9 protein-coding genes are annotated in these 14313 nt (G+C 72.5%); 7 read left to right on the top strand and 2 right to left on the bottom strand.

From position 1 onward, the window contains the following. Positions 1-77: 77 nt before the first annotated feature. Together OIU81_RS09175 and hflX are read left to right on the top strand one after the other, a co-directional pair. Entirely contained in the window at positions 78-1826 is a 1749-nt protein-coding gene (locus OIU81_RS09175) for a M1 family metallopeptidase (protein WP_329145697.1), read from the top strand. 184 nt (positions 1827-2010) lie between these two features. Continuing rightward, the gene (gene hflX / locus OIU81_RS09170; RefSeq protein ID WP_329145695.1) at positions 2011-3498 is read left to right on the top strand and encodes a GTPase HflX; all 1488 of its coding nucleotides are present in this window, start codon (positions 2011-2013) and stop codon (positions 3496-3498) included. A 103-nt stretch (positions 3499-3601) separates the two neighbouring features. Here the strand turns inward: hflX and OIU81_RS09165 are convergent, their stop codons facing one another. Beyond that, positions 3602-4792 carry a trypsin-like serine peptidase gene (locus OIU81_RS09165; protein WP_329145692.1) on the bottom strand — a complete coding sequence of 397 codons (1191 nt, stop codon included), beginning with the start codon at positions 4790-4792 and terminating at the stop codon, positions 3602-3604. Positions 4793-5073: 281 nt separating this feature from the next. Here OIU81_RS09165 and OIU81_RS09160 point away from each other — a divergent pair, with 281 nt between their 5' ends. The 5 genes from OIU81_RS09160 (at position 5074) to OIU81_RS09140 (ending at position 13204) form a co-directional block, all read left to right on the top strand. After that, complete coding sequence (locus tag OIU81_RS09160) at positions 5074-6468, top strand: diaminobutyrate--2-oxoglutarate transaminase family protein (protein ID WP_329145690.1); 1395 nt, start codon at positions 5074-5076, stop codon at positions 6466-6468. After that, entirely contained in the window at positions 6465-8477 is a 2013-nt protein-coding gene (locus tag OIU81_RS09155) for an IucA/IucC family protein (RefSeq protein WP_329145688.1), read from the top strand. Before OIU81_RS09160 ends, OIU81_RS09155 begins: the two co-directional genes overlap by 4 nt. A 102-nt stretch (positions 8478-8579) precedes the next feature. Next, positions 8580-9278 carry a GNAT family N-acetyltransferase gene (locus OIU81_RS09150; protein WP_329145686.1) on the top strand — a complete coding sequence of 233 codons (699 nt, stop codon included), beginning with the start codon at positions 8580-8582 and terminating at the stop codon, positions 9276-9278. Positions 9279-9383: 105 nt separating this feature from the next. After that, the gene (locus OIU81_RS09145; protein WP_443073952.1) at positions 9384-11186 is read left to right on the top strand and encodes an IucA/IucC family protein; all 1803 of its coding nucleotides are present in this window, start codon (positions 9384-9386) and stop codon (positions 11184-11186) included. Positions 11187-11227: 41 nt separating this feature from the next. Continuing rightward, complete coding sequence (locus tag OIU81_RS09140) at positions 11228-13204, top strand: ATP-dependent DNA helicase (RefSeq protein WP_329145684.1); 1977 nt, start codon at positions 11228-11230, stop codon at positions 13202-13204. A 148-nt stretch (positions 13205-13352) separates the two neighbouring features. Here the strand turns inward: OIU81_RS09140 and lexA are convergent, their stop codons facing one another. Beyond that, on the bottom strand, positions 13353-14153 hold the full coding sequence (lexA, locus tag OIU81_RS09135) for a transcriptional repressor LexA (protein WP_329145682.1): 801 nt from the start codon (positions 14151-14153) through the stop codon (positions 13353-13355). Positions 14154-14313: the final 160 nt, after the last annotated feature.

The raw sequence follows: 14313 nt of genomic DNA, 5'->3' as shown, positions 1-14313 counted from the left end.
GCCCGATCCGCCGCCCGTTCGGGTGCCGTTTGCCGCCTCACCCGCGCCGGAGGGGGCCGCGTTGGTAGCCGTAGTGCATGTCCCTTCCCCCGCGCCGCCCGCCGCGCGACCCCGCTCGCGCCGTCCCCGCCCGCGCTCTGCCCCGTGCCCTGCGCGGCCGGCTCCGGTGGGCCGTCCGCCGGGCCGCCGTCCTCGGGCTGGCCGCCGCCTGTCTCGGCCTGACCGCGCCACCGTCGCCCGGAGGGGCGCAAGGCCTCGGCGACCGGCTCTTCCCCACCCTCGGCAACACCGGCTACGACGTCACGTCCTACGACGTCTCCCTGGACTACTCCGGCCACAACGACCGGCCGATGAACGTCACCACCGGCATCACCGCCGAGGCCACCACCGAGCTGGACCACCTCAACCTCGACTTCGCCCGCGGCACCGTACGCTCCGTGACGATCGACGGCCGGCCCGCCCGGCACGAGCAGCACGGTGAGGACCTCGTGCTCACCCCGGACTTCCACGTCTTCCGGGGACAGGAACTGAAGATCTCCGTCCAGCACACGACCGACCCGCGCGGCAAGGGCGACGGCGGCTGGATCCGCACCGCCGACGGGCTGGCGATGGCCAACCAGGCCGATGCCGCGCACCGCGTCTTCCCCTGCAACGACCACCCCTCCGACAAGGCCCTCTTCACCTTCCGCATCACCGCGCCCCAGCAGCTGACCGCCGTCGCCAACGGGCTGCCGCAGGGCACCGCCACCCGCGCGGCACGCCGCACCTGGACCTACCGCACCACCCACCCCATGGCGACCGAACTCGCCCAGGTCTCCATCGGGAAGTCCAGCGTGCTGCTGCACCACGGACCCCACGACCTGCCGATCCGCGATGTCGTACCGACCGCGGACCGCCCCGCCCTCGCGCGCTGGCTGGCCAGGACCGCCGACCACGTGGCCTGGATGGAGCGCAGGGTCGGCCCCTACCCCTTCGAGGCGTACGGGGTGCTGATCGCCGACGCCAGGACCGGCTTCGAGCTGGAGACCCAGACCCTCTCGCTCTTCGAGAAGCCCCTGTTCAGCGGCGACCAGCTGCCCGACTGGTACGTCGAGTCGGTGATGGTGCACGAGCTGGCCCACCAGTGGTTCGGCGACAGCGTCAGCCCGCGCCGCTGGTCCGACGTCTGGCTCAACGAGGCCCACGCCACCTGGTACGAAGCCCTCTACGCCCAGGAGCGGGGCGACAAGCGGGCCTCCCTGGAGGCGCGGATGCACCGCGCCTACCAGCAGTCCAACGGCTGGCGCGCCGAGGGCGGGCCGCCCGCCGCGCCCAAGGTCCCCAGCCCGGGACAGAAGATCAGCATCTTCCGCCCGGTCGTCTACGACGGCAGTGCGCTGGTCCTGTACGCCCTGCGGCAGAAGATCGGCCCCGCGGCCTTCGAGCGCCTCGAGCGCGAGTGGGTGGCCCGGCACCGTGACGGCGTGGCCGACACCGCCGACTTCGTCAAGCTGGCCTCCGAGGTCGCCGGCGAGAACCTCGGCGACTTCTTCCAGGGCTGGCTCTACAGCGACCGGACCCCGCCGATGCCGGGCCACCCGGACTGGCGCCCCGCGGGTGCGGTGACCGCCCCCGTGCCCAAGGGGACCGCCGAAGCCCCCGCGCCCAAGAAAGCCACGGGGGCTCCTGCTGCCAAGAGCGCCGCCAAGGGTGCCGCCGGGACCCCCGCCAGGGGAACCGCTCCGGTCCCCGCGCCCAAGGGCACTGCCGGGACTCCTGTGGCCAAGGGGACCGGCACGGCGTCCGGAGCCCGGGGAGCGGCCGGAAGGCCGGGAAAACCCGCGTGACGCTCTTTCGCGGTCGTGGGACCATCATGGGGTCGGCTCCGGCCGGACCGGGGAATCTCCGGGACGGCTCGGACGTTGACACCTTCGACGGCCGCGGGCTTCTGGCGACGGCCGTGGCACCACCGACAGTCCCGGTGGGGGCAGCAGGTCCCCGCAAGGGCTCACCGACGACGCAAAGGATCAAATGACCTCCTCTTCTTCCCTTCCGCAGGACCGGCAGCGCCTCCCCGAGAGCCTTCGGGCCAACGCCCTGATGGAAGAGGACGTCGCCTGGAGCCACGAGATCGACGGGGAGCGTGACGGCGACCAGTACGACCGTTCCGCGCGTGCCGCGCTGCGCCGTGTGGCGGGCCTCTCCACCGAGCTCGAGGACGTCACCGAGGTCGAGTACCGGCAGCTCCGTCTGGAGCGGGTGGTGCTCGTCGGCGTCTGGACCACCGGCACGATCCAGGATGCGGACAACTCGCTCGCCGAGCTCGCCGCCCTGGCCGAGACCGCCGGCGCCATGGTGCTCGACGGCGTCATCCAGCGCCGCGACAAGCCCGACCCGGCCACCTACATCGGCTCGGGCAAGGCCCTGGAGCTGCGCGACATCGTGCTCGAGTCCGGTGCGGACACCGTGGTCTGTGACGGTGAGCTCTCCCCGGGCCAGCTGATCCACCTCGAGGACGTCGTCAAGGTCAAGGTGGTCGACCGCACCGCCCTGATCCTCGACATCTTCGCCCAGCACGCCACGTCCCGGGAGGGCAAGGCGCAGGTCTCGCTGGCACAGATGCAGTACATGCTCCCCAGGCTCCGCGGCTGGGGCCAGTCGCTGTCCCGGCAGATGGGTGGCGGTGGCTCCGGTTCGGCCGGCGGCGGTATGGCCACCCGTGGTCCCGGTGAGACCAAGATCGAGACGGACCGCCGGCGGATCCGCGAGAAGATGGCGAAGATGCGCCGGGAGATCGCGGAGATGAAGACCGGCCGGGACATCAAGCGCCAGGAGCGCCGGCGCCACAAGGTCCCCTCGGTCGCCATCGCCGGCTACACCAACGCCGGCAAGTCCTCGCTGCTCAACCGCCTCACCGGCGCCGGCGTCCTGGTGGAGAACGCCCTGTTCGCCACCCTGGACCCGACCGTCCGGCGGGCCGAGACGCCCAGCGGACGGCTCTACACCCTCGCCGACACCGTCGGCTTCGTCCGGCATCTGCCGCACCACCTCGTCGAGGCGTTCCGCTCCACGATGGAGGAGGTCGGCGAGTCCGATCTCATCCTGCATGTGGTCGACGGTTCGCATCCGGTACCCGAGGAGCAGCTGGCGGCCGTGCGCGAGGTGATCCGCGACGTCGGCGCGACGGACGTGCCCGAGATCGTGGTCGTCAACAAGGCCGACGCGGCCGATCCGCTGGTGCTGCAGCGTCTGCTGCGCCAGGAGAAGCACGCCATCGCCGTCTCGGCCCGTACGGGCCAGGGCATGGCGGAGCTGCTGGAGCTGCTCGACGAGGAACTCCCCCGGCCGCAGGTCGAGATCGACGTACTGGTGCCCTACACCCAGGGTGCCCTGGTCTCGCGGGCGCATGCCGAGGGCGAGGTCATCTCCGAGGAGCACACCGCCGACGGCACGGTCCTCAAGGCGCGGGTGCACGCGGAACTCGCCGCCGAGTTCGAGCCGTTCGTGGCGGCGGCGTAACCGCTGCCGCCCACGCGAAAGGCCCGCCCCCGGGAGACCGGGAGCGGGCCTTCGTCGTGTCCGCGGACGGGGGGCGGCGCGACGGCGCCGCCCCCTCACCGCACTACTGCTTGCTCGCCCACTTCTTGCTCATGCGGTCGAACATCGCCTTGGCCTCGGGACCCAGGTGCGGGCCGGCCGACCAGCGGGCCGGACGCGGCCCCATCGACATGTTGGAGACCAGCACGGGCTTGCCGTCGGCGCCCTTGGTGAACCAGGGACCACCGGAGGAACCGCCGGTCATGGTGCAGCCGATCCGGTACATGGTCGGCTTCTTGGCGTCCATCGACAGCCGGGTCGGCTTGTCGGTGCACTGCTGCTGCGCGGCACCGTCGAACGGCGGCTCGGCCGGGTAGCCCTGCGCCGTCAGGCTCGGGATCTTGGCCATCGCCGGCGCGTTGAAGTCGACCTGGTAGGCGCCGCCGGCGATCTCCTCCAGAGACTTGCCGCCGGTGTTCTCCTCCGGCTTCACATGCATCAGCGCGAAGTCGTACGGGGCCATCGGCACACCGGGGACGGCGCCGCCGGCCTTGATCCACTCGCTGGACGTCGCCATGTCGTCCGCCCACCACTTGCCCGACGGAACACGGTCCTCGTAGGGGGCGGTCTTCAACTTGTCGGCGGAGCCGCCGTTCTTGTTGAAGTTCGGCACGAACATCATGTTGCGGTACCAGCCGCCGTTCTTGCCGGCGTGCACACAGTGCGCCGCGGTCCACACCAGGTTGGACTTACCGGGGTGCGCCGGGTCCTTGACGACCGTGGCGGAGCAACGCGAGCCGCCCTCGGGGGTGCTGAACAGCAGCAGACCCACGCCGGGAGCGGTGGAGGTGTAGGGGGTCTTGACGGCCTGGGCCGGAACGGCGGCGGGCTCAGGGTCGGTCTTGCCCTGGTCCTCGGAGATGTCCTCGGGCTTGCTGGGGTCCTGGGGCGGCTTGACCTTGTCGATCTTGTCCTTGTCCCAGAAGTCCTTGATGATCGGGTTGATGAACTCCCCGGCCTCCCGGAGCCACTTGTCCCGGTCCCAGTTCTTCCACTCGCCGTTCTTCCACTTGTCCAGGTTGACGCCGTGTTCCTTGAGCTTGTCCTGGATGTCCTGAGGGATCTTGAAGTCACCCCCGCCCGTGGTGTCCTGGGCCGCGGACTGGCTGGGCTTGGCGTCCGCGTGGTCGCCCTCCGGTCCGCAGCCGGTGGCGGTCAGCGCCACGACGGCGGTGAGAGCGGCGGCGGCCAGGACTGGCCGGCGTATGGATCGCATGGGTGATGTCCCCCTGGTGATTCGGACTGAGCCGTGTGACGTGTGTGGTGCTGCGCCGGTTTCCTCTTTGTCATGAACCCCAAGATCCCGGCGCAACACCCCACTATGCCGGTGACGATGGGGACGGCGGAACTCGGGGCCCCGGTTTCACGCCCGCAAGGATCTTGCCCTCAGCCGTGATCCCGGGTCCCCGCCGTCGTTGGTACGTACGGGGGACGGCCGGGCTGCCCGCAGGGCCCGCGCGGCTTTCAGCCGCTCACCAGCAGGAGGACACAACTGCCGTGGCGTTGACCGAATCCGTGCCGACGGCCGCGCCGCCGGCCCATGAAGGGATCCTGCGCCGGCAGTCCCTGCGCGAGTCCGCTGCCCGCACGTACGCCCGCTCGCTGCCCATCGTGCCGGTGCGCGCCCGGGGGCTGACCATCGAAGGCGCGGACGGCAGGCGCTATCTCGACTGTCTCTCCGGCGCCGGCACGCTGGCGCTCGGCCACAACCACCCCGTGGTGCTCGAGGCGATCCGTGCGGTCCTCGACTCCGGGGCGCCGCTGCACATCCTCGACCTGGCCACGCCCGTCAAGGACGCCTTCATCACCGAGCTCTTCGCCACGCTGCCCAGGGAGCTGGCCGAAAAGGGACGCATCCAGTTCTGCGGCCCGGCGGGCACGGACGCCGTCGAGGCCGCCTTCACCCTCGTCCGCACCGCGACCGGCCGGGAGGGGCTGATGGCCTTCTCCGGCGCGTATCACGGCATGACCGCCCAGGCGCTCGCCGCGTCCGGGGGAGCGCAGCACACCAGCGTGGTCCGGCTGCCCTATCCGTACGACTACCGCTGTCCGTTCGGCACCGGCGGTGAGCGGGGCGCGGAACTCGCCGCGCGCTGGACCCGGAGCCTGCTCGACGACGACAAGAGCGGGGTGCCGGGCCCGGCCGGGATGATCCTGGAACCGGTCCAGGGCGAGGGCGGCGTGATCCCCGCGCCGGACAGCTGGCTGCGGCGGATGCGGGAGCTCACCACCGCCCGGCGGATCCCGCTGATCGTGGACGAGGTGCAGACCGGCGTGGGCCGCACCGGCGCCTTCTGGGCCATCGAACACAGCGGCATCGTGCCCGATGTGCTGGTGCTGTCGAAGGCCATCGGCGGCAGTCTGCCGCTCGCCGTGATCGTCTACCGCGAGGAACTCGACGCCTGGCAGCCCGGCGCCCACGCGGGCACCTTCCGCGGCAACCAGCTCGCGATGGCCGCCGGCCGGGCCACCCTGGCCTACGTCCGTGAGAACGGCCTCGACCGGCGGGCCGGGGAGCTCGGCGCCCGGATGCTCGCCCGGCTCACCGCCCTCGCCGACACCCACGACTGCATCGGCGACGTCCGCGGCCGCGGACTGATGCTCGGGATCGAGATCGTCGACCGGGACGCCGAGGCCGATGCCACCGGCGCCCGCCCCGCCGATCCGCGGCTCGCCGCCGCCGTCCAGCACGCCTGCCTGGACCGCGGCCTGATCGTCGAACTGGGCGGCCGGCACTCCGCCGTCGTCCGGCTGCTGCCACCCCTGACCATCACCGACGAACAGGCGGACGCGATCCTCGACCGCCTCGCCGACGCCCTCACGGCGGCGGTCCGCACCACCCCCGGGCCCCTGGGCCCGTCCCCCACAACCACGCGAGGCATCTCCCCATGAACGAACGCCCCGGCCCCGACGGCGGCCAGCCCGTCGAGCGCATCCCCGCCCACCAGGGCGCGGGCACCATCGAGTCGGTGCCGCGCCAGCAGCGCCGCGCCGCGGACCACGCCTGCCACCAGCAGACCCACGAGGACGCCCCCCTCGGCGGCCCGGGACCGTACGACGGCGCGCGGTGCGGCGACCACGACCCCCTCGACCACCCGGACCCGTCGGTCGCCGCCGACGCCGCGGGCATCGAGCACCTGCTGCGCTGCTGGCTGCGCGAGAGCGGCACGCACCGTCCGGCCGACGGCCGGCTGCGCATCCCGTTGCGGGCCGTCGCCGGCGCCCTGCACATTCCCGTGCGCTACTGGTCCCCGACCGGCTGGCACCGCCTGGGTGCCCCCACCCTCGAAGGCGCCCCGGCCGGGGCCGCCCCGCTGGACGCCGTCACCCTCGCCGCGCTGCTGCGACGGGAGGCCGCGCACGGTGACCGGCGGGCCTCCGACGGCGGGGAGCACCGCGTGGCGGACGCCGACGAGCGGCCGGACCCGGACCTCGCGCAACAGCAGGCACCGGACGGCGACGGTGCCGAACTCATCGGCCGGGTCGCCAATTCCGTCCGCAATGTCGCCACCTTCCTCACCCACCGGCGCACCCGGCCCGCCGACGACCACGGCGCCCTCTTCCTCGAAGCCGAACAGTCCCTCCTCCTCGGCCATCCGCTGCACCCCACACCCAAGAGCCGCGAGGGCCTCTCCGACGCCGAACTCCGCGCCTATTCGCCCGAGATGCGCGGCGCCTTCCGGCTCCACTGGATGGCCGTGCACCGCTCGGTCCTGGCCGCCGACTCCGCCTGGACCGAACGCGGCAAGCCCGTACCGGCCGAGCGGCTCGTGCTGCGCCTGGCCGGGGAGGGCCTGCGCCTGCCCGAGGACACCGTGCCGTTGCCGCTGCACCCCTGGCAGGCCAGGGAAGTCGCCGACCGCCCCGAGACCACGGCGCTGCGCGAGGCCGGCCTGCTCCACGAACTCGGCGCCCACGGCGCCCCCTGGCACCCCACCTCCTCCGTCCGCACGGTCTACCGCCCCGACGCCCACGCCATGCTCAAGCTCTCCCTCGGGCTGCGCATCACCAACTCCCGCCGGGAGAACCTCCGCAAGGAACTGGCCCGCGGTGTCGAGGTGCACCGGCTGCTGCGCACCGGCCTCGCCGAGCAGTGGCAGCGCGTGCACCCCGGCTTCGACATCGTCCGCGACCCGGCCTATCTGGCCGTCGACGGCCTCGGCGGCGCCCCCGTCCAGGGCCTTGATGTCGTCATCCGGCACAACCCCTTCAGCACCACCGACGACGCCGTCTGCATCGCCGGGCTCACCTCGCCCCGGCCCTGGCCCGGCCACCCCGGGGTGCGCTCCCGGCTCGAGGACCTCGTCACCACGCTCGGCGACCGCACCGGCCGCAGCCTCGACGCGGTCGCCACCGAATGGTTCCTGCGCTATCTCGAAGTGGTCGTACGGCCCGTGCTGTGGCTCGACGGCACCGCCGGCATCGTCCTGGAGGCCCACCAGCAGAACACCCTGGTGCTGCTGGACCCCGACGGCTGGCCGGTCGGCGGCCGCTACCGCGACAACCAGGGCTACTACTTCCGCACCTCCCGCCGCGCCGAGCTGGAGCGCCGGCTGCCCGGAATCGGCGACGCCAGCGACAGCTTCGTCTCCGATGACGTCACCGACGAACGGTTCGCCTACTACCTGGGCATCAACAACGTCCTCGGCCTCATCGGGGCCTTCGGCTCCCAGCGCCTGGTCCGGGAGGAGATCCTGCTCGCCGCCTTCCGGCGCTTCCTCGCCGATGCCGCCGCGGCCCCGCGGGCCCACCGCTCGCCCCTCCCCGGGCAGCTGCTGGCCGCCCGCACGCTGCGCTGCAAGGCCAACCTGGCGACCCGGCTGCACGGCCTGGACGAACTCGTCGGCCCCGTGGAAACCCAGTCCGTCTACGTCACCCTGCCCAACCCCCTCGCCCCCTAGCCGCCCACCGCACCCCCCGACCGCAGTACCCCGTCCCCCGCCCCCGGCGCCCCGCGACCGAACAGGCCACGCGGCACGCGGCCACGAGAGGAGAGCGTCGCCGTGCCCCCGACCGATTCCGGCCTCAGCTCCAGCTCCGACGACACCCTCGAACTGCAGCTCCCGCCCGGATGGGGTGCGCTCCTCGCCGACGGTCACCGGCAGCCGGCGTCCCCGTACGACCCGGCCGCCGGCCCGCTGCTCGACGACCTGGCGGGCTGGGGAGCGGCCGACACCCCCGCCGGCCCGTTCGCGCTGGTGCCCGTCCGGCCGGCCCACGACCTCGACCGGATCACCGGCTGGATGAACGATCCGGCGGTCGCGGCCTTCTGGGAGCTGGCGGGCCCCCCGGACATCACCGCCGCCCATCTGCGCGGTCAGCTCGGCGGGGACGGCCGCAGCGTGCCCTGCCTGGGGGTGCTGGCCGGCGTGCCGATGAGCTACTGGGAGATCTACCGCGCCGACCTCGACCCCCTCGCCCGCCACTACCCGGTCCGGCCCCACGACACGGGCATCCATCTGCTCATCGGCGCCGCGGACCGCGGCCGCGGGCTGGGCGGCACCCTGCTGCGCGCCGCCGCTGACCTCGTCCTCGACCACCGCCCGGCGTGCACCCGGGTCGTCGCCGAGCCGGATCTGCGCAACACCGCCTCCCTCGCAGCGTTCCTGAGCGCCGGATTCCGCTATGCCGACGAGATCGAACTGCCCGGAAAACGCGCGGCGTTGATGGTCCGCGACCGCGCCCACCGCCGTCTGCTCTGACCCCGGGACCGTCCGTCGACGGTCCCGTTCCGCTTCGCCGTCCATCCCGCTGCCCCGGTTGTCCCCCGCACGAGCCGGGGCGGTCCCGCTCCGAGGAGTCCCGCCTTGTCTCCTGAACCGCATGACCCCCATGACCCCCATGACCCCCATGAAACACAGCCTTCGCACCGCGCCTGGCAGCACGCCGCGCGCCGACTGTTCGCCAAGATCCTGGCGGAGTTCGCGTACGAGGAAATCCTCACCCCCGAGCCCGACGGCACCGCCCCCGACGGCACCCCGCAATACCGTCTGCCGGTCACCGACGACCTGGTCTACCGCTTCCGCGCCCGCCGCGGCGCCTACGGGCACTGGCGCGTCGACCCCGCCTCGATCACCCCCGGCAGCGACCCGTTCCACTTCCTCACCCACGCCCATGACACCGTGCTGGGCCTGTCCGGCGACACCACCGGCCATCTCATCCGCGAGCTGACCGCCACCCTCGCCGCCGACACCCGGCTCGACGCGACCGCCCTCAGCGCCGCCGACCTCGCCGACCTGGACTACGCCGCCCTCGAGGGCCACCAGACCGGCCACCCCTGGCTCGTCGCGAACAAGGGCCGGCTCGGCTTCTCCGCCCAGGACGCGGCGACCTGGGCCCCCGAGGCCCGCACCGCACGGCGGCTGCCCTGGCTCGCCGCACACCACCGCATCGCCCACTACCGCGGTATCCCCACCCTGGCCACCCCCGACCGTCTGTACGGCGAGGAGCTGGCCCCCGCCACCCGTCATGCCTTCGCCCGCACCATCACCGACCAGGGCCACGACCCCGCCGACTACCTCTACCTCCCCGTGCACCCCTGGCAGTGGGACGAGACCATCGCCCCGCTCTTCGCGCCGCAGCTCGCCGACGGATCCATCATCGCGCTGCCCACTGACAACGACCTCCGACTGCCGCAGCAGTCGATCCGCACCTTCCTCAACGTCAGCCGCCCCGAGGCCCGTACGGTCAAGCTTCCGCTGTCGATCCTCAACACCCTGGTGTGGCGCGGCCTGCCCACCGAGCGCACCCTCGCCGCCCCCGCCGTCACCCGCTGGGTCCACGGCCTGCGCGACGCCGACCCCTATCTGCGCGACGAGACCCGGGTCATCCTGCTCGGCGAGACCGCCTCGGTCACCGTCGAACACCCCCTCTACGACCGGCTGCCCGGCGTCCCCTACCAGTTCAAGGAGCTGCTGGGCTGTATCTGGCGGGAGCCGGTCAGCGGCCGGCTCGACACCGGCGAACGCGCCCGCACCCTCGCGGCGCTGCTGCAGACCGACCCCGGGGGCCGCGCCCTGACCGCGGAGCTGGTGCACCGCTCGGGTCTGGCCCCCCGCGACTGGCTGAGCCGGCTGTTCGCCGCGCTGCTGCCGCCGCTGCTGCACTTCCTCTACCAGTACGGCACGGTCTTCTCCCCGCACGGCGAGAACGCCATCGTCGTCTTCGACGCCCACGACGTCCCCACCCGCCTCGCGGTCAAGGACTTCGTCGACGACGTCAACACCAGTTCCTGGCGCCTCCCGGAGCACGACGCCATGCCGGACGACGTCCGCACGGTGCTGCTGACCGAACCCCCCTCCTTCCTCACCCAGTTCATCCACTCCGGTCTGTTCGTCGGCGTCTTCCGCTACCTCGCACCGCTGTGCGCCGACCAACTGGGCGTTCCCGAGGCCGAGTTCTGGTCACTCGTCCGGGCGGAGATCCTGCGCCACCACGAGCGCTTCCCCCACCTCAAGGAGCGCCACGAGACCTTCGACCTGCTCACCCCGCGGATCGAGCGGCTGTGTCTGAACCGCAACCGTCTGCATGTGGACGGTTACCGCGATCGCCGTGACCGGCCGCACGCGGCCGTGCACGGCACCGTCCCCAACCCGCTGCATCTGCCGTGACCGCGGTGGCTGTCAGTGGTCCCGCGTAGGCTTGCCACGCTATGACGAAGCCCTCCCTCCCCGATCTGCTCCACGCCGCCGTCACCGCTGTCGGCGGCACCGAGCGCCCCGGCCAGGTGGCCATGGCCGAGGCCGTCGCCGAGGCCGTGGACGACAACGCCCATCTGCTCGTCCAGGCCGGCACCGGTACCGGAAAGTCGCTCGGCTATCTGGTTCCGGCCCTCGCCCACGGCGAGCGCGTGGTCGTCGCCACGGCCACCCTGGCGCTGCAGCGCCAGCTGGTGGAGCGCGATCTTCCGCGTACGGTCGACGCCCTCCATCCGCTGCTGCGCCGCCGCCCCGAGTTCGCCATGCTCAAGGGCCGCTCCAATTACCTGTGTCTGCACCGCCTCCGTGAGGGCGCACCGCAGGAAGAGGAGGACGGCCTCTTCGACGTGTTCGAGCAGGCGACGCCGACCAGCAAGCTCGGCAAGGACCTGCTGCGGCTGCGCGACTGGGCGGACGAGACCGAGACCGGGGACCGCGACGCGCTGACCCCCGGAGTGTCCGACCGCGCCTGGGGCCAGGTCTCGGTCTCCTCCCGGGAGTGCCTGGGCGCCTCGAAGTGCGCCTACGGGGCGGAGTGCTTCGCCGAGGCCGCCCGGGAGCGCGCCAAGCTCGCCGATGTGGTCGTCACCAACCACGCGCTGCTCGCCATCGACGCGATCGAGGGCGCCCCGGTCCTCCCGTCGCACGAGGTCCTGATCATCGACGAGGCCCATGAGCTGGTCTCCCGGGTCACCGGCGTCGCCACCGGCGAGCTCACCCCCGGCCAGGTCAACCGCGCCGTCCGCCGGGCCGCCAAGCTCGTCAACGAAAAGGCCGCCGACCAGCTCCAGACCGCCTCGGAGAGCTTCGAGCGCCTCATGGAGCTGGCCCTGCCCGGCCGCCTCGAAGAGATCCCCGAGGACCTCGGCTACTGCCTGATGGCGCTGCGGGACGCGGCCCGCACGGTCATCTCGGCGCTCGGCTCGACCCGCGACAAGTCGGTCCAGGACGAGGACGCGGTCCGCAAGCAGGCGCTCGCCTCGGTGGAGAACGTCCATGCCGTCGCCGAGCGGATCGCCAATGGCTCCGAGTACGACGTCGTCTGGTACGAACGCCACGACCGCTTCGGCGCCTCGCTGCGGGTGGCCCCGCTCTCGGTCTCCGGGCTGCTGCGCGAGAAGCTCTTCGCGGACCGCTCGGTGGTCCTCACCTCCGCCACCCTCAAGCTGGGCGGCGACTTCAACGGGGTCGGGGCCTCCCTGGGCCTGGCTCCCGAGGGCACGGAGGGCGAGGACATCCCGCCCTGGAAGGGGCTGGACGTCGGTTCCCCCTTCGACTACGCGAAGCAGGGCATCCTCTACGTCGCCAAGCATCTGGCCCAGCCGGGCCGTGAGGGCAGCCGCACCGACATGCTCGACGAGCTCGCCGAGCTGATCGAGGCGGCGGGCGGCCGCACCCTCGGCCTGTTCTCGTCGATGCGCGCCGCCCAGGCCGCCGCCGAGGAACTGCGCGGCCGGCTGGATCTGCCGATCCTGCTCCAGGGCGAGGAGACCCTCGGCGAGCTGATCAAGAACTTCGCCGCGGATGCCCGTACGTGCCTGTTCGGCACGCTGTCCCTGTGGCAGGGCGTCGATGTACCGGGCGCGAACTGCCAGCTGGTCGTGATGGACCGGGTGCCGTTCCCGCGCCCGGACGATCCGCTGATGAGCGCCCGGCAGAAGGCCGTGGAGGAGGCCGGCGGCAATGGCTTCATGGCGGTCGCGGCGACCCACGCGGCCCTGCTGATGGCTCAGGGCGCCGGCCGTCTGGTCCGTGCCACCGGCGACCGCGGCGTGGTGGCCGTCCTCGACCCCCGGGTGGAGCGGGCCCGCTACGGCTCCTTCCTCCGCAAGTCGATGCCGGAGTTCTGGTACACCACTGACCGCAACCAGGTCCGCCGATCCCTGGCCGCCATCGACGCCGCGGCGAAGGCATCCCAGGCCGACGCATAGGCGGCGCACCGTCCGCCGGCGCCGCACCCCTCCCGTGCGCTGCCCCCGCCGGACCGCCTTCTCCTCCGTGGGAGCGGCGCCGGCCGGGCGCAACAGCAGAGCCCCGGAACCGGCGCAGTGGTTCCGGGGCTCGGTCGTGAGGGGTGGCTCAGATGCGGCGGAGCACCGCCACCACCTTGCCGAGGATGGTCGCCTCGTCGCCGGGGATCGGCTGGTACGCGGAGTTGTGCGGCAGCAGCCAGACATGGCCGTCCTCGCGCTTGAAGCGCTTGACGGTGGCCTCGCCGTCCAGCATCGCGGCCACGATGTCGCCGTTCTCGGCGACCGGCTGGCGGCGGACCGTGACCCAGTCGCCGTCGCAGATCGCGGCTTCGATCATGGAGTCGCCGACGACCTTCAGCACGAACAGTTCGCCGTCACCGACGAGCTGACGGGGGAGCGGGAAGACGTCCTCGACCGATTCCTCGGCGAGGATCGGGCCGCCGGCGGCGATCCGGCCGACCAGGGGGACATAGGAGGCGGCGGGCTTGCCGGCGGTCTCCGTCGCCGTGGAGCTCGACTGGTCGGAGCCGCGGACCTCGTACGCCCGGGGGCGGTGCGGGTCACGCCGCAGGAAGCCCTTGCGTTCGAGCGCCATGAGCTGATGGGCGACGGAGGAGGTGCTGGACAGCCCGACGGCCTGGCCGATCTCGCGCATGGACGGCGGGTAGCCGCGGCGCTGGACCGAATCCCGGATCACCTCGATCACCCGGCGCTGGCGGTCGGTGAGCCCGGAGCTGTCGGCGCGGATTCCGGGCGGCCGGCCGGGCAGCGAGCGAGCGGGCTTCTGCTCTTCAGGGTCCGACGTGGCGTCGTCCATCGGTGGCCGCTGTGCCGTGTGCGGATGCTCGAACCGGCTCTGGGAGTGGCTCTGTGCGGTGATGGTCGCGCTGTCTGCGGTGGTGGTCACGTCGGCCCCTCTCGAAATGTTCTCCCTGGTTAGCCAACGGTAGTAGCTTTCGAAAGGTTGCGCCAAACACACGTTCGAGTGAAATATTCGCCGATCTGCTGACCGAGGCGAGTGGCTGGGTGTATGGCCGAGCGGTTTTTCGAGTCCCGGCCGCGCTTTC

Origin of the sequence: Streptomyces sp. NBC_01454 (assembly GCF_036227565.1) — a bacterium.
Taxonomy (GTDB): Bacteria; Actinomycetota; Actinomycetes; order Streptomycetales; family Streptomycetaceae; genus Streptomyces.
This window is presented reverse-complemented; position numbering and strand designations above follow the sequence as displayed.

What these genes read in the sequence shown, in the direction of transcription:
- OIU81_RS09175 (WP_329145697.1), top strand. Translation starts at nt 78, where the DNA reads ATGTCCCTTCCCCCGCGCCGCCCGCCGCGCGACCCCGCTCGCGCCGTC.
- hflX (WP_329145695.1), top strand. Translation starts at nt 2,011, where the DNA reads ATGACCTCCTCTTCTTCCCTTCCGCAGGACCGGCAGCGCCTCCCCGAG.
- OIU81_RS09165 (WP_329145692.1), bottom strand. Translation starts at nt 4,792, where the DNA reads ATGCGATCCATACGCCGGCCAGTCCTGGCCGCCGCCGCTCTCACCGCC.
- OIU81_RS09155 (WP_329145688.1), top strand. Translation starts at nt 6,465, where the DNA reads ATGAACGAACGCCCCGGCCCCGACGGCGGCCAGCCCGTCGAGCGCATC.
- OIU81_RS09140 (WP_329145684.1), top strand. Translation starts at nt 11,228, where the DNA reads ATGACGAAGCCCTCCCTCCCCGATCTGCTCCACGCCGCCGTCACCGCT.